The organism is Cupriavidus sp. IDO (genome assembly GCF_000812465.1).
Classification (GTDB): Bacteria; Pseudomonadota; Gammaproteobacteria; order Burkholderiales; family Burkholderiaceae; genus Cupriavidus.
Window position 1 is genome coordinate 1 of the sequence record NZ_JWMA01000098.1, and the last position, 23,065, is coordinate 23,065.

The window sequence follows — 23,065 nt, forward strand, 5'->3', positions numbered from 1 at the left end:
TCGACCCCGGCTGTTCCCAGTAGCCAACCCTCTGCTGCTTAAAAATCTCTCGGCGCTTCAACAGGTTAGCTTGGTCTCCGAGTCAAACTTCGGGCTAGCCCGCGTACGGGTTGCTACCTCGACCCAGCCCACCAAGCCCGTCGGTCCGGTGGTGCACGCCATCGCCAAGCTGCAAAAGCGCTTCCCACAAGCCTTTCCGAAGAACCCTGCGCCCAAGGGGTGCCGCTCAAGATCGGCATCTTCGAAGATCTCATTCAACATACCCAAGCGCTTGCCCTGACGAAGGCGGATTTGCGCGGGGCGGTCCGGACCGATCTTGGCCGGGAGACGGGCGCGGACCATGCTTAGTCAGCGCATCTTTCGGGGATCTCGGATCGCACCGGGTTGCGCAGCACGCCCAGTTTGCTCACCTCGACTTCCACCACGTCACCGTCCTTCATGAAGACAGGCGGCTGACGCCGCGCGCCAACCCCGCCGGGCGTGCCGGTGACGATGACATCGCCGGGAGACAGCGTGACGAAGCTGGAACAGTACGCGACCAGCTCAGGGATGGCGAAGATCAGCATGTCAGTGGTGGCACGCTGCATAACTTGTCCGTTGAGGCGGGTTTCCAGCATGAGAACCTCGTTCTCACCGATCTCATCGCTTGTCACCAATGTCGGGCCGAAGCCCCCGGTGTTCTGGAAATTCTTTCCCGGCCCCCATTGCGAGGTGTGTGTCTGCCAGTCGCGGATGCTGCCGTCGTTGTAGCAGGCGAAGCCGGCGATGTAGGAGAAGGCCTGGTTCTCGGGGATGCGGCGGCCACGCTTGCCGATCACCACGGCGATCTCGCCCTCGTAGTCCAGCCGCGACGACTCTGGCGGCAGCAGGAACGGCTGGCCGTGACCCACCTGCGACTCGGCCACGCGCAGGAAGATGGTGGGGCGCTCGGTGCGTTCCTTCTGCGTTTCGCGGACGTGCTCTGCATAGTTGAGGCCGGCACAGAGGATCTTCTCCGGGTCGGCCACCACCGGCCGGTACGCGTCGAGGGTTTGGGCGGCCGGCAAGTCGGCGGCATGCCTGCCGGCCTCGTCGATCAGTGCGTCGAGGGGCCGCCGGCGCAGCGCCTGGCCCAGGTCGCTCAGCCCAAGCCTTGCGCCGAGGTCAATCACGCCGCCGCCGGCGATGGCGCCAAAGCTGTTCCGGCCCTGATGGGTGAAGCTGATGAATTGCATGGGGTGTTTCCTGATTCAGGCTGTTTGTGCCCCGATACGCTGCCCGGCCGCAGATGCGTCCGCACGAGTCATCAAGGCGAACTTGTTGTTTCTCCCCGCTCCCGCAAGCGAGCGAGGGGGGAAGGCTGCCGGTCATTCTTGATCGCGCTTCCTGGAACGCATTTCTCCTCAATGCAATGCGCGCTCACGCCTGCCGGACCAACATGCAGGTAGCCGTCGCGGTTGCCACCACCTGGCCGTCCTGGCGCAGTTCTCCTACCACGTTGCAGACGTTGCGGCCGCGCCGCTCCAGGCGCGCTCGCCCTTGCAGCGGACCGGCCTGCGCCGGCCTCAGGAAGGAGAGATTCAGGTTCAGCGTGGCGCAGAACGCGCCATCGGCCAGCGTCGCGGTGACCAGCATCGCGGTCACGTCGTCCAGCATGGCGCCCAGCATGCCGCCCTGCACCTGGCCGGCCGGATTGAGGAATGCCCCGGTGGCAAGGTAGTCGGATTCCAGCGTGCCCGCCTCCAGGTCGGCGGCGCGTACTACGCCGCCAAGCAGTCCGGCGACAGCCGGGGCGGGTGCCTGCCCGCTCTGCATGCGCTTGAAATAGTTGCCGTCGCTCATCGTGTGCATCCCAAATCAACGGCCGGCAAAGCGCGGCGCGCGCTTTTCCCGCCAGGCCAGTGCGCCTTCGCGCAGGTCTTCGGAAGCATCGGCCACAGCGATGTCTTGTGCCAGCTCAGCGGTATCGAGCTCGCCACGGGCGATGCGGTTCAGGTGTTTCTTCATGCCAAGCAGCGCCAGCGGTGCCATGCCGGCCAGGCTCTCGCTCGCGTGTGCCGCAAGCGCCTGCAGTGCCTGCTGGCTGTCCTCCAGCCGGTCCAGGTAGCCACAGGCCAGCATCGCGGCCGCATCGAACTTGTCGGCCATCAGCAGGATGCGCTTGGCCGTGGCCAGGCCCAGCCGCGTGACATAGCGCTCCAGGCCGCCGCGGTAGAACAGCAGGCCCAGGCGCCCGGCCGGGACGGACATCTCGGCGCCGACGGCGCCGAACCGGAAGTCGCACGCCAGTGCCAGGTCGGTGGCGCCGCCGTACGCGCCTCCCTGCAGCACGGCAATGGTGACTGGCCGCGCCTGTTCCAGCGCATTGGCCAGTGCCTCGAAGCGGGCACCGACATCGGCCCCGCCGAGGCGGCCGACATTGAATCCGCTGCAGAAGTGCCGGCCCTGCCCTTCGATACGCAGCACGCGGACCCGGGTGTCACCGTTCACCGTCTCCAGGTACTCGCGAAGCAGGTCGAGGTCTTCGGGTTCGAGCCGGTTGGCCACGTCGGGGCGGCGCAGCGTGATGACGGCGACGTGACCGTCGACCGCCAGTTCGGGTGGCTGTCCTTGCGGGGTTTCGTTCATGGCATTCGGCTCTGCTCAGTGAAAGCCGTAAATCCGCATGGTGGTCTCGCCCGCCTCCACCCGCTTGAGGATGGCGGCTTCGGTGGCCTCGCGGTCCCGGGCCTTGTCCACGACCGCCCCGGCGCGGGCGTGCGGCACCACCACCACGCCGTCGCGGTCACCCACGACCAGGTCGCCCGCTTCCACGCGGGTGCCGCCGATCAGCACCGGCGCGTTGAGCCAGCCGATTGCACCATAGTCCTTGCCGGTGCCGCGGATGCATAGGCCGCGCGCGAACACCGGGAAGCCGATTTCCTCCAGCAGCACGCCATCACGCACACATCCGTCGATGACCAGCCCACCAAGCTGCTTCACCTTGGCTGCCGTGGTCATGATCTCGCCCCAGTAGCCGTGCTCGTAGGCGCCGCTTACGTGCACCACCAGCACATCGCCGGGTTGGGCGATGTCGAGGGCACGGTGCAGCCACAGGTTGTCGCCGCCAGGCGAATGGACGGTCAGTGCCGGGCCGCAGATGCGGAATCCCGGCGCCACGGGCTTGATGGCCGGCGGGATCACGCCGATCTTGCCGCCGGCCTCGTGCAATGTGGCGGTGGGCAGCGCCCGTGCGGCTTCGACAACTTCGGGGCTGACCCGCTCGAATTCACGAATCGTGGTGCTGGCTGGGTCGTGTTCCGCCATGATCAGGCTCCTTTGGTCTGCAGCTGGTGGTAACGAAACTGGCGGCGCGCTTCGTCCAGGCGCAGTCCGCCACGCACGGCTTCGCGGATGGCGTTCTCCGCCTGCTCGATCTCCTCGGCGGTGTCCAGCACCGCAGCCTCGTGCTCGCGAGGAATGACCACCACGCCGTCGGCATCGCCGCGCAGGATATCGCCCGGCTGCACGCGCGCGTCGCCGATATTGACCACCACGTTGGTCGCCTCCACCTGGACGCGGTCCTTGCCGGTGCGCATCCAGTGGTCCTTGCTGAACACGGGGTAGCCGAGCTGGCGGCAGAGGGCGACATCGCGGCACACGCCGTCGATAACGGTGCCGGCAATGCCCCGGCGGTGCGCGATCTCCGTGAGGATGTCGCCCCAGACCGTGGCGTTATCGCGCCCCCCATTGTCGAGCACGAGGACGCTGCCCGGCGGCACGTCGTCGATATAGTCGCCCACGGTGCCCGGCGGATTGGATGCCGGGCCGTACTGCAGCGTGTAGGCGCGACCCGCCATGACGAAGCCCTCGCCGCGCGCCTTGATGCGATAGCACTGGCCGGCAATGCCGTGCTTGTCCAGCGCGTCGCTCAGCGTGGCCGTGTCCAGCTTGCCGGCGCGCGCGACATTGATGTCCTGTTGCTCGCTCATGTCCTTCAACCTTTCAGCATGTGTTCGTAGTTGCCGCCCATGACTTCCCCGATGGGCGTGCCGCCCAGGATGGCTTTTGCCATCACGGCCTCTTTGCGCACGATGGCTTCCGCCGTCTCCAGCACGCGTGCGATATCACGCGCGGCGATGAAGATCACGGCGCTGCGGTCCGCGACCACGTAGTCGCCCTCTTCCACCGTCACGGTGCCGATCTGCACCGGGACGTTGGTGCCCTGCTCCACCACGCGACTGCGTGCGGTAAACGCGGTCAGCGCACGGCTGAACACGGGGAAGTCGAAGTCGAGCGCTTCATCGATATCGCGCACCGGACCATCCGCCACGACGCCGGCGACGCCGCGCACCTTGGCCCCCAGCGATAGCAGCCCGCCCCAGCTGCCGGCCTCCACGCCGGTACGTTGCTCGACGACGATGATGTTCTCCGGGCCGGCCTGCTCAATGGCCGTGCAGCCGAGATGGCGCGCCGGTCCGGGCGGCGGCGCGCCGGTGCCGAGCTTGACGGTAATGGCGCGGCCGGCAATGCGCCCGGCGCCGGAGCGCTGGGGCAGGCCGGTCACGGTGCCCGGCAGCTGTAGCTTGTCGAGCGCGTCTGACACCGCGCAGCAGTCGAGCCGGCGCAGGCGTTGTACGTAGGATTCGGTTTCACTCATGGTCGTTGGCATGGCTTTGTTCAGTGGTTCAATCCAGGGTTTTCCAGGCCGCGAAGCACAGGCCGGTGCCGGTCAGCGCAGGCGTGCGGTAACCCGGGACATAGGACACCCATTCAAGATCGAGGTCGCGCACGGCCTCCACGGAGATCAGCCAGTTGCGGATCTCCGAGCTGCCCGCCTGGAGCTGGCGCGGGTCCAGCGATGCAAGGAAGCCGGTGTCCTTCCGGCGGATGGCGTCGATGATCGCGTTATCGAGTTCGGCATCCACGACGAAGTGGCTCAGCCCGCCCGAGGCCAGCACACCCACGCGCAGGTCCTCGGGATAGGCGGCGATCAGTTCGCGCAGCGCGGCGCCAAGCTGGATGCAGCGGCGCGGCGTGGGCTGGTTGGGCGGGTCGAAGGTGTTGACGATGACGGGCACCACCGGCAGGTCCAGCCCCTGCAGGTAGCGCCGGTGGATGAACGAGAACGCATGGCCTTCGAACTGGCCGCGCTCGAGCCCGTCCATGGCGGTGATGTCGAAGTCGCGGTCGCACAGCTCGCGGATCAGCCAGCGGCCCATGTCGGCGTTGACCAGGTAGTCGCGGTCGGCGTCGGGTTCCTGGCGGGCCATGCGGGCCTTCTTGTACCAGCCGTCGGAAGGGCTTTCTTCGCGCTTCGCATTGCGGATGGTCTCGCCGTAGTAGATGGCGAAGGCAGGATTGTTGGTAGTACGGAACAGTTCCGTCTGGTCGTCCCCGACCACCAGCAGCACGTCAAGGCGGGCGGCGCGGATGCGGTCGCGCAGCTCGTCCATGGCCGCTTCGGCCTGGTCGTAGCGCTCGCCCATGCGCCCGGGCGTCACCATCGACTCGGCATCGGCCGGGGCGACCGCAAGCAGCGCCTCATAGGTGGTCGGGTTGCCGGCCCGGTCGAAATAGTGCGGGTTCTTCGGGTCGACCTGGCGGAAGCCGTGCTGCCAGTCTTCACGCTGGCACACCAGCATGATGCTGTGGGAGGAGCCGAAAGCGGCGACGAGTCTTGCCATGGAAGTGTCCTTGCGTTCAAACAATGTAGGCGGCGCGCAGTTCACCGACCTGCGCTGCGCTGTAGCCAAGCTCGTGCAGGATGTCGTCGGTGTTGGCGCCCTGCTCCGGCGCGGGCTGCGGTGGCTGCTCGCGCGGATAGCGCGAGAGGCGCATCGGCTGCCCCACCAGTGCGACGTCGCCAAGCTCGGCGTGCTGCATCGGCCAGGCTACGCCAAGGTGCTTCACCTGCGGATCGGCAAAGACCTGGTCGACGCGGTGGATGGGGCCGCACGGCACGCCGGCCTTCAGCAGCCGCTCGGTCCATTCGGCCGTGGTGCGCGTGCGCAGTGCGGCTTCGATCGCCGCGTTGACCCTGTCGCGGTTGCGCACGCGTTCCGGATCAGAACCCATGCCGGGTTCGTCGACCAGGTGCGGCACCTCCAGCGCCTCGCACAGGCGCTTCCACATGGTCTGGCCGATCGCGGCGATATTCAGGTAGCCGTCGCTGGTGGCGAACACGCCCGTGGGCACGGTCAGCGGATGTTCGTTGCCGGTCTGTTCGGGGATCTTGCGGTCGACCAGCCACTGCGCGGCCTGGAAGTCGAGCATGGCGATCTGCGCTTCCAGCAGCGAGGTCTGCACCCACTGCCCTTCGCCTGAGGCCTCGCGCTCCAGCAACGCCGTGAGGATGCCCATGGCGCAGAAATGGCCCGCGCACAGGTCCGCGAGCGGGATGCCGACGCGCATCGGGCCTTCGCCCGGCTTGCCGGTCACGCTCATCAGCCCGCCCATGCCCTGCGCAATGGAGTCGAAGCCGGGCCAGCCCGCGTAAGGGCCATCCTGGCCGAAGCCGGAAATGCTGGCGTAGATCAGCCGCGGGTTCACCGCGCGCAGCGCGTCCGGGCCGATGCCGAGGCGGTGCTTCACGTCGGGGCGGTAGTTCTCGATGAAAACGTCGGCACGGCTGACCAGCTCATGCAGGATCCGCACGCCCTCGGGCGTCTTCATGTTGAGCGTGAGGCTTTCCTTGTTGCGGTGCAGGTTCTCGTAGTCAGCGCGGTTATGGTCGCGTCCCCCGATCATGTCGTCGCCGCCCGGCGCGCCCGGCGGGATCTCCAACTTGATCACGCGCGCGCCCATGTCGGCGAACAGCCGCACCGCGGTGGGGCCGGCGCGCACGCGCGACGCGTCGAGGATGGTGAAGCGGGACAGCGGGCCCTTGCGCTCGCCCGTGCCGTGTTCGTTGTGTCGGGTATCAGCCATGGTCGTTGCCTCAGGTCCTTATGCCGGGGTGAACATCGGCACGGCGTAGCCGCCGTCGCTCGGCTTGAACACGACCTTCACGCGCTGGCCGATCTCGATCTCGCGCGGGTCGCAGTCCACCAGGTTGGTCATCATCGTCACGCCTTCGTCCAGCCGGACGTAGGCGAGCGTCCACGCGGCCTCGCCCTTACCCATGGTGCTGAACGAGTAGACCGTGCCGAAGCCGCTGGCGTCGCGCCATTCGGTGCGGTCGGACTGGCAGTGCGGGCAGATGTCGCGCGGGTAGTGGTGCGGCGCATGGCAGTCCAGGCAGGCCTTGAGCAGCAGGCGACCGGCGTTCGCGGCGTCCCAGAACGCCTGGCTTTCCGGCAGCGTGCGCGGTGCGGGAATCTTGCGCGGACCGGCGGGCGGCGCCTTGGCGGCCGCGTTGGTGGGGGTGGCCGGAGTAGCGGGTGTGCTCATGGTGTTCATTCCCTTTCAAGAATCAGCGTGGCCGCGGTATGGCGCGAAGCCAGCGCGCCGCCGATGCCGCTGGCCAGCGCCAGGTCGCAGTTGCTGACCTGCACTGCGGGATGCGCCTCGCCGCGCAGCTGGCGCACCGCCTCGATCACCTTGGTGACGCCGCCGCGGTTGGCTGGATGGTTGTTGCAGAGGCCACCGCCATCGGTGTTGAACGGCAGGCGTCCTACGCCGGAAATCAGGCCGCCGTCGGCGACGAACTTGCCGCCCTCGCCCTTCTTGCAGAAGCCCAGGTCTTCGAGCTGCATCAGCACGGTGATGGTGAAGCTGTCGTACAGCGACGCGTACTTGATGTCGGCGGGCGTGACGCCGGCCTCCGCAAAAGCCGCCGGGCCCGACCACGCGGCAGCCGACCATGTCAGGTCGATGTTGCCGCCCATGGCATGCTTGGGCGCTTCGCCGGTGCCGCGCACCTTCACCAGCGGACGCTTGAGCTGGCGGGCGATCTCGGGGCGCGCCACGATCAGCGCGCCGCCGCCGTCGCTCATTACGCAGCAGTCGAGGCGGTGCAGCGGGTCGGCGACCATCGGTGAATTGACGACGTCTTCCACCGTCACCACGTTGCGCAGCATGGCGTGCGGGTTGTGCTGCGCGTGATGGGACGCCGCCACCTTGATCCACGCGAGCTGCTCGCTGGTAGTGCCGAACTCGTACATATGGCGTTTCGCCACCATGCCGTAGAGGTTCTGCGTGGCCGGGCCGAACGGCAGCTCGAAGGCCACGTCGGGCGCATCCGGGTCCGGCGCCCGCAGCGCCAGCGCGGCGCCCGCCGCACGGGGGCGTCCCGCCAGCGTGATCAGCGCGACGTTGCAGCGCCCGGCGGCGATGGCCTCGGCGGCGTGCGCCACGTGCAGGATCGGCGCGGAGCCACCGCACTCGGTCGAGTCCACGTGGCGCGGCTTCAGGCCAAGGTATTCCACGATCGTGGTGCTTCCCAGGCCAGGCGCATCACCGGCGCAGAAGTAGCCGTCGACATCGGCGGCGGTGAGGCCGGCATCGGCCAGCGCGCCGCGCGCCACGTCGGCATGCAGGCGCGCCACCGAGAGGTTGTCGGCTTTGCGGGTGGGATGCTCGTACGCCCCCACGATATAGGCGGATCCGTTCAGGGTCATGATGATATGCAGGAACTAGGGAAAGATGCCTGGTGTGTCGCGGGGCGTCACTGCTCAGGGGTGAAGCCGCTGGCCTTGATGACCGGGCCCCAGTAGGCCAGTTCCTTGCGCTGGAGGCGGTCCAGCTCCGCGGCCGGCCGGAAGTCCGGGTTCAGCGTGGCCCGGGTCTGCAACGTGGCACGTACGTCCGGCATGGCAAGCACCTTGCCGAGCGCCGCCTGCATGCGCTCAAGCTCTGGCCTGGGCGTGCGCGCGGGGGCCCAGATACCGGCCCAGGCTTCGCCGCTGTCCACCGGCACCCCCTGCTCGGCCACCGTGGGCACGCCAGGCAGCAGCGGGGAGCGAGCCGCGCCGAACACGCCGATAATGCGCACCTTGCCGCCCTGCGCATGGGGCACGATGTCGCCGGCGGTCATCACGGCCGAGGCCAGCTGCCCGCCCAGCAGGTCCGTGATGAGCGGCCCGTTGCCCTTGTAGGGCACCACGTTCATCGGCACGCCGGTGGCCTTGCCGAATTGCAGACCGGTAAAGTGCGTCTGCCCGCCCATGCCAGCGGTGCCGAACACCGCCTCCTTGGGATGCGCCTTTGCCCACACCACGAATCCTTTCACGTCTTTGACGCCAGTCTGGCTGCTGACCACCAGGGCCAGCGGGTAGGAAATGACCACGGCCACCGGCGCGAGATCGGACAGCAAGTCATACCTGAGTGCCGCGGGCGGGTACAGGAGGGTGGGAAAGATTGTCGTGGCATTCGGCGCGATCATGTAGGTCAGGCCGTCCGGGGCGCTGTTCTTCAGCACTCCCGTAGCCAGCCGGCCACCGGCGCCCGGCCGGTTGTCGACAATCACGGTCTGGCCGAGCACGCCCTGAAGCTTCTCGGCCAGCACGCGCGCCACGGTATCCGTCGAACCGCCTGGCGGAAAGCCGACCAGGAGCCGGATCGGCGGCTTCTCCTGGGCCTGCGCACCGCAGGCGAACGCCAGTCCGAGGGCAAGCGCGCCGCAGGCGGACCGGAGGGTGTGGATGAGGGCCATATCTTTGTCTCCTGTATTTCTTATGTGAATACGCAAGGTGCCGGCGAGTAAACCTGGCACTAGGCCTGCCGGGCAAAACACCCCAGGTGATGCGCGGCGTCGCCGAACAGCTGGTTGATCACCATCAGCCGCTTGGCGTAATGCCCCACGCGGCACTCGTCGGTCATGCCCATGGCGCCGTGCATCTGGATGGCCCACTGGCCGACCTGCCGTCCCGCCTGCCCGATTACTACCTTGGCCGCGGACACCAGCCGGCGGCGCTGTACCGGATCGCCATCGGCAACGGCCATGGCGGCGACGCACGCCATCGACTTGCACTGTTCGAGCGCGATCAGCATGTCGGCCACGCGATGCTGGAGCACCTGGAACTTCGCCAGTGGCGCGCCGAATTGGCGGCGCGTCTTCACTTGTTCGGCGGTCAGGTCGAGCAGCGCTTCCAGCGCACCGGTGGCCTCTGCGCACAGCATGGCGCTGGCGCGGTCGGCTGCTGCGATGATCCACGGCAGCGCGCCGCCGGTCTGCCCGATCACCGCGCCGGCGTCCACGCGCAGCTCACGCAGCGTCAGGTGTGCCGCGCCGCGGCCATCGAGCGTCGGGAACTCGCGCACAGCGAGGCCGGGCGTGCCGGCCTCGACGAGGAAGAGGGTCACGCCCTGCTCGTCGCTGGCCCCGCCGGAGGTGCGCGCGGCCACGATGAAAGCATCGGCCTGCGCACCGTCGAGCACCAGTGTCTTGCTGCCATCGAGCACCCAGCCCTCGCCGTCCTGCCGCGCCAGCGTGCTGACACGCGACAGTGCATAGCGGGCGTCGGCCTCGCCGATGGCCAGGGCCAGCCGTGTCTCGCCGGCCGCCAGGGCCGGCAGCCACCGCCGACGCTGCGCGGGCGTCCCCGCCCCGTCAAGCAGTTGCCCGGCCAGCACCACGCTCGACAGCCATGACTCACCGGCTAGGGCGCGGCCCAGTTCCTGGGCTACCAGCATCATTTCGGTCGGGCCTTGTTCGCTGCCGCCCACGTCGCCCGCCAGCGGCAGCCCGAGCAGGCCAAGGTCGGCCATGGCGGCCCAGCGCGAAGCGGCCTCATCGGCAGTCTTGGCGTCGCCACGGCGATGCGCGGGGTACTCGCCGTCACAGAAGCGGCGCACCGCGTCGCGCAGCGCGATATGTTCGTCGTTCAGAGAGAAATCCATGGTCTCGGTACGGTGTCAGGCCGCGAGGAAGGCCTTGCTGATCAGGTTGCGCTGTACTTCGTTGACGCCGCCGTAGATCGACAGCTTGCGGGCGTCGAGGTAGTTGGCGGCCAGCGCCGATAGTTCGGGCGGGCTGGCGGGATCGTCCAGCTCGCCGCGCAGCGCCGATTCCTCGAACGGCACGGCATGCGGGCCTGCCACCTCCACCAGCAGCTCGTAGATGGCCTGGCGCAGCTCGGTGCCGCGCACCTTGAGCATCGAAGCCTCCACCGCCGGCACCCGGCTCCGCTGATTGGCGCTGAGCAAGCGCAGCGCGGTGAATTCCAGCGCCAGCAGCTCGATCTCGAACTGCGCCAGGCGCGACTGCAGCACCGCATCGCCGCCCAGCCCTTCGCTGGCCGCCAGGGCCCGGGCCCGCTGCAATTGCTGCTTGCATGAGCCGATGCCCGCGATGCCGGTGCGCTCGTGGCCGAGCAGGTACTTGCCGTAGGACCAGCCTTTGTTCAGCTCGCCCACCATGTTTTCCACCGGCACCCGCACGTTGTCGAGGTAGCACTCGTTGAGGTCGGTGCCGCCTTCCAGCATGCGGATGGGGCGGACCTCGACGCCAGGGCTGTTCATGTCGATCAGCAGGAACGAAATTCCCTCCTGTGGCTTGGCGGCGTTCGGGTCGGTGCGCACCAGCGCGAACATCATCGAGCACCAGTGCGCGTATGAGGTCCACACCTTGTGGCCATTGACCACGAAATGCTTGCCGTCCGGCTCCAGTACGGCGGTGGTCCGCACCGCTGCAAGGTCAGAGCCTGCGCCCGGCTCGGAAAAGCCTTGCGCCCACCACGTATTGCTCTGTCGGATATCGGGCAGGTACCTGGCCTTCTGCTCGGGCGTGCCAAAGGCGATCAGCACCGGCCCCAGCATCTGGATGCCGCTGGCGATAATGCGCGGCGCGCCGGCCAGCATGGTTTCCTCGTCAAAGATATAGCGTTGCACGTGGTCCCAGCCGGGACCGCCGTGTTCCACCGGCCAGCCCGGCGTGAGCCAGCCGCGCGCTTCGAGGATGCGAAACCAGGTCACGTAGTCGGCATGCTCCAGACGCAGGCCGAGTTCGACCTTGCGCCGGATGTCCGCGGGCAGTTTCGCCTTGACGAAGGCGCGCACCTCCTGGCGGAACGCTTCTTCTGCGGGGGAGAAAGTCAGCTTCATGGTATGTGTGCCGTATGTTCAGGCTTGTGGGGCGCAGACCACCAGCGCGTCCAGCGCGAGCACGCGGTCGGGATAGGCCACCAGCGGGTTGACGTCGATTTCGGCAATGGCCGGGTTGGCGCGCATCTGCTCGCCGATCAGTCTCACGGCCCGCGCAATCGCTGCCACGTCGACGGCAGCGGCACCCCGGATGCCGCGCAGCAGGGACGCAGCCTTGAGCCGGCCCAGTTCCTGCACCACATCGGCTTCGGCGAGATCGGCCGGAATCAGCCGCACATCCTTCAACGCCTCGATCCACACGCCGCCCAGGCCCACCAGTACCACCGGCCCCCAGCCGGCATCGCGCCGAGCCCCAACCACCAGCTCCAGCCCGCGCGGCCCCATCGCCTCGACCAGCACGCCATCCAGCACCAGGCCGGGGCGGTGGCTGGCGATGTTCTCCTGCAGGCGGCTCCAGCCGGCGCGCAGCGCGGCTTCATCGGCCAGGCCGACGATCACGCCGCCCACATCGCTCTTGTGCGGCAGCTCGCTTGCCTGCGCCTTGATGACTACCGGGTAGCCGATGCGCGCGGCAATCGCCGCTGCCTCGTCCGCAGTGGTCGCCAGCGTGCCCTCGGGCACCGTCAGACCGGCCGCGGCCAGCCACGCCTTGCCCTGGTATTCCGCGAATACGCCCGACGGCGGAACAGCGCCGGGTAGCGGCACCGCAGCGGGAACGGACTGGCTGGCCCGATCGGCACGCTGAAGGGCCTCGCCATACGCCGACACCCGGGCAAGCGCGCGCAGCGCGCGGTCGGGCGAGCGGAAGAACGGCACGGCGCTGGCGCGGATCGCATCGACAAAGAAGGGCTCGATGGGGCCGCTGTCTCCGGTCACGACCAGCACAGCCGGCTTGCCGGCGCGGGCCATTGCAGGGACGATGTGCTCGGCCTTGTCGCGCTGCGCCACTTCGGGCCCTGCCGGGATGCTGAGCACGATGCTGCCCACGGCCGGATCGGACAGCATGGTCAGCAGCACTTCGCCGACCAGGCCGGGCTGGCGTACGCCGATGGTGGTGTAGTCGAGCGGGTTCTCGGCCACCGCGTAGTCCGGGAGCATGGTCTTCAGGCTTGCCGTCGTCTCCGCACCCAGGGGCGGCAACTCCAGCCCCAGCCCGTCACAGAAGTCCAGCGCGACGTTCTTCATCGCGCCGGAACCGGTCATAAAAGCCGGGCCACCAGCAGGCGGCACCGGGAAACGCAGCAGGATTGCTGCAGCGTCAACAAGCTCGTCAGGGGTATCGACCAGCACGACCGCCTCGCGCGCCAGCGCCACGCAAGCGGTGGCGTGATCGCCGGCCAGCGCGCCGGTGTGGGATTGGGCCGCTTCGCGCGCCCGTTCGCTACGGCCCGGCATCAGCATCACGATGGGCTTGCCAGCCTGGCGCGCCTTGCGCGCCAGCGAGAGGAAGGTACGCGGGCGCCGCACCTGTTCGGCGTACACGGCCAGCACACGGGTCTGCGGATCGTCGATGTAGTGGGCAACGAAGTCCTCGACACCGAGCGACGCTTCATTGCCCGTGGATACCACGGCAGTCAGCGGCAGGCCGCGCCCGACGAAGGCGTCGCGCATGTTCGCGGCCATCGCGCCGCTTTGCGCGACCACGCCGATACCCGGGCGCCCGCCGCACGGATAGGGCCGGACGGCCTCGAAGGTCACGGGCACGTCGCCCTCGAAATTCGTGAAGCCCATGCAGTTCGGCCCGAGCAGCAGCATGCCGGCGTCGCGCGCGGCGGCGGCCAGCTTGTCCTGCCGATCGCGGCCGGCTTCGCCGGTCTCCGCGTAGCCCGATGCGAACAGGACCGCCGCGCGGGTGCCCTTCGCGGCCAGCTTGCGCACGGCGTCCAGCACGCCCGCCTCGGGAATCGCCAGCACGGCCAGGTCGATGCCGGCCGGCAGCTCGTCCACCGTCTTTACGCAGGCGCGGCCGTTGATTTCCGTGCTGCTGCGGCTGACCAGGTGAATGGCGCCGGCGTAGCCGAAGCGCTCCAGATTTGCCAGCACGAACCCGCCGAATGAGCGCGGATCCGCCGAAGCACCGACGATGGCGATAGAAGCCGGACGGAGGACGCTGGTCACCGCGGCCACCGCGGCTTCGCCCGCCTTCTCGGTCTGTTCGACTTGTGCGCCAGGAAAGTCAGAAGTCTTCATTGGGTAGGTCTTCCAGGAAAAGGGGCATTCGCCCCGCGTTGATCGCATTCTGGCATACCATAACCACTGTTTCAATACACCAATAAACGTTATTGTCTAAACCACACCTAGGGAATTTCCCTTAGGACGAGGGCGATCGCGCCAATCCGGCAAGCAACGCCGAGGTCAGCCGTGCCGCTGCGATGGACGCCTTCCGGCGCGTTGTCGTCTTCCCTGCCTGACAGGTCGAAGTCAAGCCAGGCGCGGGATTCCGGGCGAATCGCAGCCACGACCCTGGTTGACACGCATCCCCTTCTACACAGCATAGGAGACGCATAGCCAAGCATACCGTGCACCAGCCAGGCCCTTCATTCTGCCTCTTTGCATACCAGTTATGTTTTGTTGTATATTTTTATGCACCAACAAGACAATTGCTTGCGTAGAGCCATATGCAACACACCACCCGAATCCTGTCGCACCTGCCCCACTCCGCCGGACGCACGAGCCTGGCCGACGACATCCGCGCCACGCTGGAAGCTGAGATAGAGGCCGGTGTCCTGTGTCCCGGTGCGCCGCTCGACGAGCGGGAACTGGCACAGCGCTTCGGCGTATCCCGCACGCCCGTGCGCGAAGCCCTGCAGCAACTGGCCGCGCAAGAACTGGTAAGTGTCGCCCCGCGCCAAGGCGCGGCGGTCGCGCGACTGTCCGTCGGCAAGGTGCGGGCGATGCTGGAATACGTGGGCGAACTGGAATCGCTGGCCGCGCGGCTGGCGGCGCGCCGCCGCGATGAAACCCTGCATGCGGCGCTCGAAGCCGGCTTGTCGCTGTGCCGGCGGGTGGCTGCAGCCCCGGGGGCCGTCGGCTACGCCGCCGCGAACGCTGCCTTTCACGAAGCCATCTACCAGGGCTGCCGCAACGAGACCCTCGCCAGCCGTATCCGCGCGGCGCGGCGTCACCTGCAGCGCTACCGGATGCGGGACTTCGCCACTGGCCAGCAAGTGGCGAAGTCACTGGAAGACCATCAGCGTATTGCCGACGCCATCCGCGCCGGCAATGAGCCGCATGCCGCCGCCGCCATGACCTTTCATGTGCCCGCGGGCACCACCGGATTCGCCGAATTCCTGGCGACCGTGCCAGCCCATTTCTTCGACGGCGGCCATGCCGCCGCGTCCTGACCGCAGACCCCCGAACCCTCAGGCATCCCATGACCAGACCTCTCCGCTCGCTCGATGTGCCCGGCCTTGCGCACAACGCCCCCATTCCCACTGGCGCCCGCGTGGGCAATGTGATCTGCACCTCCGCCATCTCGGGCAAGGACGCGGCCACCGGCGAACTGCCCGCCGGAGCGGACGCACAGGCCGCGCACGCGTTCCGCAACCTCGCCAGCGTGCTGGCGGCCGGTGGCGGCAGCGTGGCGGACGTGGTGAAGCTGACTATCTACGTGAAGGACAACAGCGTGCGCGATGCCATCAATGCCGAATGGCTGCAGTGCTTCCCCAACCCCCAAGACCGCCCCGCGCGGCACATCGTCGTGCATGACCTGCAGCACGGCATGCTCCTGCAACTCGAATGCCTGGCCGTCCTGGCCGGCCCAAACCAAGGCTGAACACCATGATCATCGATTCCCACGCCCACGTCGTCATGCCCCCGGAGAGCTTCCGCTACATGGCGGAGCTCATCGGCGGACGCGCCAATCCGTCCACCACGCCGAAGATTCCGGATGCATCCGTACGCAAGGCGGCCGAGGAGCTGGTGCGCAGCATGGACGCCGTCGGCACCGACGTGCAGTTCATCTCGCCGCGCCCCTACCTGCAGATGCATTCGGTCAAGCCGGGCCGCGTGACCGAGCTGTGGTCGCGCCACTGCAACGACATCATCGCGCGCTTCGTGGCCATGTTCCCGGATCGCTTCCGCGGTGTCGCCGGCCTGCCGCAGCACATGCTGGAATCGCCGGCCGAACGCGCCGTGCCCGAGCTGGACCGCTGCGTGAACGAGCTGGGCTTCGTCGGCTGCCTGATCAACCCGGACCCGACCGAGAGCGAGGGCCCCACCCCGCCGGGCCTTGGCGATCCGTTCTGGTATCCGCTGTACGAGGCCATGACGCGTCTGGACGTACCGGGCCTGATTCACTCGGCCGGCAGCTGCAGCGCACGCGAGTCGTACACGCTCAAGTTCATCAACGAGGAAAGCATCGCCGTCATCTCGCTGCTCAATTCGAAGGTGTTTCAGGACTTCCCGAACCTGAAGATCGTCGTGGCGCACGGCGGCGGTGCTATTCCCTACCAGATGGGCCGCTTCCGCTCGTGGTCGGTGCGCAAGGGCGAGACCGTCACGTTCGACGAGCAGCTGCGCAAGCTCTACTTCGACACCTGCAACTACTCGACCGAAGCGATCGACCTGCTGCTCAAGGTGGCCGGCACCGACAACGTGCTGTTCGGCACCGAGAAGCCCGGCACCGGCAGCGCGCGCGACCCGCTGACCGACCGCGACTACGACGACATGAAGCCGGTCATCGAAGGTATCTCGTGGCTGACGGATGCCCAGCGCAAGAACATTTTCGAATGCAACTGCAGGCGCCTGTACTCGCGCGCCTTCCGTACCGACGAGGAGTGCTGAGATGCCGCTGACCCACGAAGACAACGACCTGCTCACACGCGTCGAGAACGGCGCGCCGATGGGGGAAATGATCCGCCAGCATTACTGGATTCCGGCCGTGCCGTCGTCCAGGCTGGTAGCGGACGGTGCGCCCGTGCGCGTGCGCCTGCTCGGCAGCAACTACGTGGCGTTCCGCCGCACTGACGGCGCGGTGGGCGTGCTCGACGAACTGTGCCCGCACCGCAAGACCTCGCTGCTGATGGCGCGCAACGAAGACAACGGCCTGCGCTGCATTTTCCACGGCTGGAAGCTCGGCACCAGCGGAGAGGTCATCGAGGCGCCGAACCACGTCGGCGACCAGGCCCAGTTCTGCAAGCACGTGCGCGTGAACCGCTACGGCGTGCAGGAGCGCGGCGGCATCGTGTGGGTATGGCTGGGCAAGGGCGAAACACCGCCGAAGTTCCCGGACCTGCCCTTCACTTCGCTGCCCGAAGACCAGCGTTCGGTCACCAGCCAGGAAGTGCCGACCAACTGGGTGCAGGGCGTGGAAGCCTCGATGGATTCGTCCCACGTCGGCGTGCTGCATGAATCCACCACACAGATCACCGCGGGCTCGGGCAACCAGCGCCTGCACATGACGAAGGCACTCGCGCCGCGCCTGGAATTCGAAGACCGCCCTTACGGCTACCGCTATGCCGCGTTGCGGCCGCTGCCCGACGACCAGTTCTATGCGCGCGTGAACAACTTCGTCATGCCGTGGTATGGCATCATCTGCGCGCCCGATGAAAAGGGTCCGAGCACGGTGTTCTTCTCGACGCCGGTGGACGATGTCACGCACCGCGCGTGGTTCGTGCATTTCAATCCGCACCGCCCGCTCGGCATGACCGTCATGTCGGCCTCGCCGGACGTGTGGAACTTCCCGCCCCTGCCGCCGGGCACGCCCGCCGACAACTGGGGCCAGAACCGCGACCTGATGCGCCGCGGCCACGCCACCGGGTTTCCGCAGCACCTGGGCACCGAGGACTTCGCCATGTTCATCGGGCAAGGGCCGATTGCCGACCGCACCACCGAGCAGCTCTGCTCGGCCGACGGCGCGGTGCTGCGCGTGCGCCAGGCGCTGTTGAAGTCGGTACGCGAGTTCGTGGCCGGCCAGACGCCGACGCTCGCCGACAACCCAGACCTCGATTACAGCCGGATCGTCTCGGTCGGCGGCGTGCTGCCCGCCGGCGAAGACTGGCGTTCGCTGACCACGGCGCCCTGAGCGGCCGGCGCAAGACTGACAAGAAGACGGAGACAACAATGACCAGCCCCCGCTTCCGCTCGCGCCGCCAGCTGTTGCTGGCGGCGTGCGCCGGCCTCGCCGCGCCCGCGGCTTCGTTCGCGCAGTTGCGCGGCAAACCCGCCATCCGCATCCTGTTGGGCCTGCCGCCCGGTGGCGGCACCGATGCCATCGCGCGGTATTTTTCCGATTCCCTTCCCGCGCTGCTGGGCCAGCCGGTGATCGTGGAAAACCATGTAGGCGCCGGTGGCCGCCTGGCCGCCGATGCGCTGAAGACGGCGCCGCCGGACGGCCTCACCTACATGATCGCCCCCAACGCGACGCCGACCTTCCAGACTCTGGTGTTCGGCAAGCAGCTCAAGTGGGATCTGTGGAAGGACTTCGAGCCGGTGGCCGGTCTGGTCTCATTCCCCTGCGGCATGGCGGCCGGTGCCAAGACGCAGGCCACCAACGCAGCAGGGTTCGTGCGCTGGGTAAAGGCCAATCCCGACAAGGCGAACTTCGGCGTGCCTGGCCTCGGCGGCCAGAACCATTTCCTCGGCATCCAGTTCGCCAGAAGCGCCGGAATTGACCTGCCGGTGGCTCCGTACAAGGGCACCCCGCCGATGATCACCGATCTCCTCGGAGACCACATCGCCAGCGCCATCACGTTGCTGGAGGATCTGCGCAAGTACCACCACACCGGCCGCATCCGCCTGCTCGGCATTTTCAGCGAGAAGCGCTCCGTCTTGGCGCCCGACATCCCGACCATGGCCGAGCAGGGCTTTGATGTCACCCAGGGCGACGGCTGGACTGCGATGTGGGCGCCAGCCCGCACCCCAGCGCAGGAGATCGTGCGCATGCAGCAGGCACTGCGCACCATCCTGTCCTCGCCGCAGACGCGCGACTTCCTGATGAAACAGCTTGCGGTCTTGCCCGACTACCTGGACGGCCAGCAGATGGCGCGCCGCCAGCGCACCGAACTTGAAACTTGGGCGCCTGTCATCAAGGCCTCCGGCTTCCGCGCAGAGCTCTAGACGGCAGGAGAGACACGATATGCTGAGTGAGGAAAAGAATCGCCTCTTGACTAGTGTCGGCGCGGGTACACCCATGGGAGAGGTGCTGCGTCGCCACTGGCATCCGATCGCGGGCATCGATGAACTGGAGCGCGAGCCGATCAAGCCTGTTCGGCTGATGGGCGAGGACTTGGTGCTCTACCAGGACCTGAGCGGTAACTACGGATTGGTGGATAGGCACTGCGCCCATCGCCGGGCCGATCTGGCCTATGGTTACGTGGAAACTAACGGCTTGCGCTGCAACTACCATGGCTGGCGTTACGACCATGACGGCCGCTGCGTCGAGCAGCCCTTCGAGCAAGTGGTCGATCCGGTGGGCAGACTACTGGACCGCGTGCGCCTCAAGGCCTATCGCGTTGCCGCCAAGGCCGGCGTGCTGTGGGCGTATCTGGGGCCGGACCCGGCTCCGCAACTGCCGGACTGGGAGCCCTTCAGCTGGGCCAATGGCTTCGTGCAGGTGGTATTTGCCGAGGTCCCCTGCAACTGGCTGCAGGCGCAGGAAAACTCCATCGACCCCGTGCACTTCGAGTGGATGCATGCGAACTGGGGACGGCGGCTGCGCGGCGACCTGGGACAGCGGGCGCCGCGGCACCTGCAGCTCGCCTTCGAAGAGTTCGAGCACGGCTTCCTCTACAAGCGCATCAGCGAGGATACCGACGAGCGCCACCCGCTGTGGACCATCGGACGCGTCTGCCTGTGGCCGAACGGCTTCTTCCTCGGCGACCACTTCGAATGGCGCGTGCCGGTCGACGACACCAACACGCTGAGCGTCACCTGGTCCTTCATCCGTGTCCCGCGCGAAGCGGAGCCCTTCGTGCAGCGGGAGATTCCAAGCTGGACGAGCCCCACCCATGATCCGGCCACGGGGCGCTGGATCTCCAGCCACGTCATCAACCAGGACATCATCGCCTGGGTCGGGCAAGGACCGGTGACGGACCGCACGCGCGAGAACCTGGGCGCCAGCGACAAAGGCATCGCCATGATCCGCCGGCGGCTGCTCGACGATATCGACTTGGTAGCGCAAGGGCGCGACCCCAAGGGCGTCATCCGCGACGCGCAGGCCAACCACCGTCTGGTGCTGCCGTGCGATTCACGCGACTTCTTCCTCAACGGGCTGCCGCGCGCCGAATACGAGTGCCATCCGAAGTGGAACAAGCTGCTACGCCACTTCATCTTCCACGCCGGACAGCCGGAAGCCGTCCGGCGTGCCTACGAGGCCGCCACTGGCGTCGCGATCGAGGACATCGACGTCGTGGATATCTGAGCGCCGGCACCTGCCCCGCTGCGAAGCCCATGGCCGCTGGCCCTTGGTGCCAAGCCTGGAGAGAATCAATGAACCCTACCGAAACCCTGCAACTGCGCGTCAGGTCGATTACCTGGGAGGCCGATGGCATCCTCAGCTACGAGCTGCGCGCCGAGCCGCCGCTCAAGGAACTGCCAGTCTTCGACGCCGGCGCCCACATCGACCTGCACCTGCCCAACGGGCTGATCCGCAGCTACTCACTGCTGAACAGGTCCGACGAGCGGCACCGCTACGTCATTGGCGTCAACAAAGATCCCCAGAGCCGCGGTGGCTCGCGCTACCTGCACGAAACGCTGCGCCCCGGCGACATCCTCACCGTCTCTCCGCCACGCAACAACTTCCCGCTGGAAGAAGGCGCGCCGCTGAGCGTGTTCATCGCGGGCGGCATCGGCATCACGCCGATCTTCGGCATGATCCAGCGCCTGCGCACGCTCGGCCGGCCCTGGCGCCTGCACTACGCGGCGCGCACGCGCAAGCAGGCTGCCTTCATCGACGCGCTGGAGGCCATGGATGGCCGCGACGGAGCCGAAGTGCACGTCGCCTACGACCGCGAGGCGGGGGGCAAGATGCTGGACATCCCGGCCATCGCAGCCGACCTGCCAGGCAACGCCCACATCTATTGCTGCGGCCCAGTGCCAATGCTCGACGCCTTCGAGGCGGCAACCCAAGCGCTTCCACCAGCGCGCGTACACCGCGAGTACTTCGCCGCGCGCGAGGCCGCCGCCACCGAAGGGGGCTTCGTCGTGGAGCTGGCGCGCAGCAAGCGCAGCCTCGAAGTGCCAAGCGGAAAGACCATCCTGGACTGCTTGCTCAGCGAGGGCATCGAACCACCCTACTCGTGTCAGGAAGGCGTATGCGGCACCTGCGAGGTGCGCGTGCTGGAAGGTGTGCCGGATCACCGCGACCTCGTGCTGAGCGAAGCCGAGCGCGCCACCAACCAGCGCATGATGATCTGCTGCTCCGGCGCCAAGAGCCGCAAGCTCGTGCTGGATCTCTGAGCGGTGCGCGGCAGCCCCCCATATTCAAGAAGGAAGCAAGACCATGAGCAATGAACTGGTGACTTATGAACTCGACGGCAACGTCGCCCTGATCGGCCTGAACCGTCCCGACAAGCGCAATGCCATCAACGAAGAGGTGGTCTGGGCCCTGCACGATGCCGTGGTGCGTGCCGGCGAGGAAGCCGACGTGGGTGTGCTGTTCGGCCACGGCAGCAACTTCTGTGCAGGACTGGACCTGAAGGAAGCGCTGGCGCGCGCCTCGGGCGAGCAGCCGCGTCCGCGCAAGCGCACGCGCCATTCCTGGCACACCGTGTTCGACGGCATTGCGCGCGGTCCCATCCCATTCGTCGCGGCGCTGCATGGCGCGGTGGTGGGCGGCGGACTGGAACTGGCCACGGCCGCGCACATCCGCGTGGCGGACGAATCGGCGCTGTTCGGCCTGCCTGAAGGACAGCGCGGCATCTTTGTCGGCGGCGGCGGCACCGTGCGCATCCAGCGCGTGGTGGGCTACACCGTGATGGCCGACATGATGCTGACCGGGCGCCTGCTCAACGCGCAGGAAGGCGAGCGCGAACACATCGTGCGCTACGTAGTGCCGCAGGGCCAGGCCCTGGACAAGGCGCGCGAGTTGGCCGCACTGGTCGCGCGCAATACCGCCGACACCAACTGGCGCATCACCAACGTGTTGCCGCGCATCAACGACCTGTCGCACGACGACGGCCTGTTCGTCGAATACCTGACGTCGAACATCCCGCGCCCGCCGGAAGCGGCCGAGCGCCTGCGCGATTTCGTCGAAGGCCGCGCCAAACCCCTCGCTACCCCCGGTGCGAAAGCCAACTGAACCCAAGGATTCCCATGACGACGATTACCCGAGCCGACGCCGACCTCGATGCAAAGGCGACGGCAGACTATGTGCGCTTCGCCCAGGCAGAAGCGGCGCTCATCCCGGACTTCCCGCAGGACCTGCCGCTGCGCCCCGTCAACCATGTAGCCGTGGTGGGAGCCGGCACCATGGGGGGCGGCATCGCCATGGCGCTGGCCAACATCGGCATCCCGGTCACGCTGATCGACAGCAGCCGGCAGGGGCTGGATACCGGCCTGCGCCGCGTGAAGGACAACTACGCCGGCAGCGTCTCGCGCGGCAGGCTCGATGCGTCTGCCATGCAAGAGCGGCTCGCGCGCATCGCCGGCTCGGTCGACCTGGCTGACGCCGCGGGAGCCGACATGGTCATCGAGGCCGTGTTCGAGGACATGGCGCTCAAGCAGCAGGTATTCCGCGAACTCGACGCGCTGTGCAAGCCCGGCGCCATCCTCGCCACCAACACCTCCGGGCTGGACGTCGACGCCATCGCGGCGGTCACGCGGCGCCCGCAGGACGTGGTCGGCGCGCACTTCTTCAGCCCCGCGCATGTGATGCGCCTGCTCGAAGTCGTACGTGCCCGCGACACTGCGCCTGACGTGATCGCCACGCTGATGGACCTGGGACGGCGCATGGGCAAGACCGCCGTGCTGGCGCGCGTCTACCCCGGCTTCATCGGCAATGCGCTGTTCCGCAACTACACGCGCGAAGCACACTTCCTGGTCGAGGAAGGCGCGCTGCCGCACGAGGTCGACCAGGCGCTCACCGACTTCGGCTACGCCATGGGCATCTTCGCCGTGCACGACATGGCGGGTAACGACGTGGGCTACCAGACCCGTAAGGCGCAGATAGCCACCCGGGCGC

The 23,065-nt window shown here is 67.6% G+C and carries 23 protein-coding genes and 1 pseudogene; 10 read left to right on the plus strand and 14 right to left on the minus strand.

The features are described 5' to 3' along the window. Positions 1–127: 127 nt before the first annotated feature. Positions 128–312, plus strand: a pseudogene (locus tag RM96_RS40205) (ProQ/FinO family protein); the annotation flags it as partial. A gap of 32 nt (positions 313–344) precedes the next feature. Here RM96_RS40205 and RM96_RS24335 read toward each other — a convergent pair. The 14 genes from RM96_RS24335 to RM96_RS24400 form a co-directional block, all read right to left on the minus strand. Further along, a complete protein-coding gene (locus RM96_RS24335) occupies positions 345–1,214 on the minus strand; it encodes a fumarylacetoacetate hydrolase family protein (protein ID WP_039014293.1) in 870 nt (289 codons plus the stop codon). 184 nt (positions 1,215–1,398) lie between these two features. Then, complete coding sequence (locus RM96_RS24340) at positions 1,399–1,821, minus strand: PaaI family thioesterase (protein WP_039014294.1); 423 nt, start codon at positions 1,819–1,821, stop codon at positions 1,399–1,401. 15 nt (positions 1,822–1,836) lie between these two features. Continuing rightward, positions 1,837–2,607 carry an enoyl-CoA hydratase/isomerase family protein gene (locus RM96_RS24345; RefSeq protein WP_039014295.1) on the minus strand — a complete coding sequence of 257 codons (771 nt, stop codon included), beginning with the start codon at positions 2,605–2,607 and terminating at the stop codon, positions 1,837–1,839. A gap of 15 nt (positions 2,608–2,622) precedes the next feature. Continuing rightward, entirely contained in the window at positions 2,623–3,285 is a 663-nt protein-coding gene (locus tag RM96_RS24350; protein WP_039014296.1) for a 4-carboxy-4-hydroxy-2-oxoadipate aldolase/oxaloacetate decarboxylase, read from the minus strand. A 2-nt stretch (positions 3,286–3,287) separates the two neighbouring features. After that, positions 3,288–3,950, minus strand: coding sequence for an RraA family protein (locus RM96_RS24355; protein WP_039014297.1), 663 nt, complete (start codon positions 3,948–3,950; stop codon positions 3,288–3,290). Between the two features lie 5 nt (positions 3,951–3,955). Beyond that, on the minus strand, positions 3,956–4,618 hold the full coding sequence (locus RM96_RS24360; protein ID WP_039014312.1) for an RraA family protein: 663 nt from the start codon (positions 4,616–4,618) through the stop codon (positions 3,956–3,958). Between the two features lie 28 nt (positions 4,619–4,646). After that, positions 4,647–5,645 carry a protocatechuate 3,4-dioxygenase gene (locus tag RM96_RS24365; protein ID WP_039014298.1) on the minus strand — a complete coding sequence of 333 codons (999 nt, stop codon included), beginning with the start codon at positions 5,643–5,645 and terminating at the stop codon, positions 4,647–4,649. 16 nt (positions 5,646–5,661) lie between these two features. Next, entirely contained in the window at positions 5,662–6,888 is a 1,227-nt protein-coding gene (locus tag RM96_RS24370) for a CaiB/BaiF CoA transferase family protein (RefSeq protein WP_052279720.1), read from the minus strand. A gap of 18 nt (positions 6,889–6,906) precedes the next feature. Then, positions 6,907–7,350, minus strand: a complete 444-nt coding sequence (locus tag RM96_RS24375; protein ID WP_082016698.1) for an OB-fold domain-containing protein — start codon at positions 7,348–7,350, stop codon at positions 6,907–6,909. A gap of 5 nt (positions 7,351–7,355) precedes the next feature. Then, complete coding sequence (locus RM96_RS24380) at positions 7,356–8,519, minus strand: thiolase domain-containing protein (RefSeq protein ID WP_039014299.1); 1,164 nt, start codon at positions 8,517–8,519, stop codon at positions 7,356–7,358. Between the two features lie 47 nt (positions 8,520–8,566). Then, the gene (locus RM96_RS24385; RefSeq protein WP_039014300.1) at positions 8,567–9,553 is read right to left on the minus strand and encodes a Bug family tripartite tricarboxylate transporter substrate binding protein; all 987 of its coding nucleotides are present in this window, start codon (positions 9,551–9,553) and stop codon (positions 8,567–8,569) included. Positions 9,554–9,612: 59 nt separating this feature from the next. After that, a complete protein-coding gene (locus RM96_RS24390) occupies positions 9,613–10,740 on the minus strand; it encodes an acyl-CoA dehydrogenase family protein (protein ID WP_039014301.1) in 1,128 nt (375 codons plus the stop codon). Positions 10,741–10,755: 15 nt separating this feature from the next. Next, positions 10,756–11,943, minus strand: coding sequence for an acyl-CoA dehydrogenase family protein (locus RM96_RS24395; protein ID WP_039014302.1), 1,188 nt, complete (start codon positions 11,941–11,943; stop codon positions 10,756–10,758). An 18-nt stretch (positions 11,944–11,961) separates the two neighbouring features. After that, a complete protein-coding gene (locus tag RM96_RS24400) occupies positions 11,962–14,133 on the minus strand; it encodes an acetate--CoA ligase family protein (RefSeq protein ID WP_039014303.1) in 2,172 nt (723 codons plus the stop codon). 428 nt (positions 14,134–14,561) lie between these two features. Here RM96_RS24400 and RM96_RS24405 point away from each other — a divergent pair, with 428 nt between their 5' ends. From RM96_RS24405 to RM96_RS24445, 9 genes are all read left to right on the plus strand, one after another. Further along, on the plus strand, positions 14,562–15,287 hold the full coding sequence (locus RM96_RS24405; RefSeq protein WP_052279721.1) for a GntR family transcriptional regulator: 726 nt from the start codon (positions 14,562–14,564) through the stop codon (positions 15,285–15,287). A gap of 29 nt (positions 15,288–15,316) precedes the next feature. Then, positions 15,317–15,718: a RidA family protein gene (locus RM96_RS24410; protein ID WP_039014304.1), complete on the plus strand. Its 402-nt coding sequence runs from the start codon at positions 15,317–15,319 to the stop codon at positions 15,716–15,718. 5 nt (positions 15,719–15,723) lie between these two features. Then, entirely contained in the window at positions 15,724–16,728 is a 1,005-nt protein-coding gene (locus RM96_RS24415) for an amidohydrolase family protein (protein WP_039014305.1), read from the plus strand. Between the two features lies 1 nt (position 16,729). Further along, a complete protein-coding gene (locus tag RM96_RS24420) occupies positions 16,730–17,968 on the plus strand; it encodes a Rieske 2Fe-2S domain-containing protein (RefSeq protein ID WP_039014306.1) in 1,239 nt (412 codons plus the stop codon). 38 nt (positions 17,969–18,006) lie between these two features. Beyond that, the gene (locus RM96_RS24425; RefSeq protein ID WP_039014307.1) at positions 18,007–19,002 is read left to right on the plus strand and encodes a tripartite tricarboxylate transporter substrate-binding protein; all 996 of its coding nucleotides are present in this window, start codon (positions 18,007–18,009) and stop codon (positions 19,000–19,002) included. Positions 19,003–19,021: 19 nt separating this feature from the next. After that, on the plus strand, positions 19,022–20,305 hold the full coding sequence (locus tag RM96_RS24430) for an aromatic ring-hydroxylating dioxygenase subunit alpha (RefSeq protein ID WP_039014308.1): 1,284 nt from the start codon (positions 19,022–19,024) through the stop codon (positions 20,303–20,305). A 68-nt stretch (positions 20,306–20,373) separates the two neighbouring features. Continuing rightward, the gene (locus RM96_RS24435; RefSeq protein WP_039014309.1) at positions 20,374–21,342 is read left to right on the plus strand and encodes a PDR/VanB family oxidoreductase; all 969 of its coding nucleotides are present in this window, start codon (positions 20,374–20,376) and stop codon (positions 21,340–21,342) included. Between the two features lie 43 nt (positions 21,343–21,385). Beyond that, positions 21,386–22,183, plus strand: coding sequence for a crotonase/enoyl-CoA hydratase family protein (locus tag RM96_RS24440; RefSeq protein ID WP_039014310.1), 798 nt, complete (start codon positions 21,386–21,388; stop codon positions 22,181–22,183). Between the two features lie 14 nt (positions 22,184–22,197). After that, positions 22,198–23,065, plus strand: an 868-nt coding sequence (locus RM96_RS24445; protein WP_039014311.1) for a 3-hydroxyacyl-CoA dehydrogenase family protein, incomplete at its 3' end; no start/stop codon positions are given.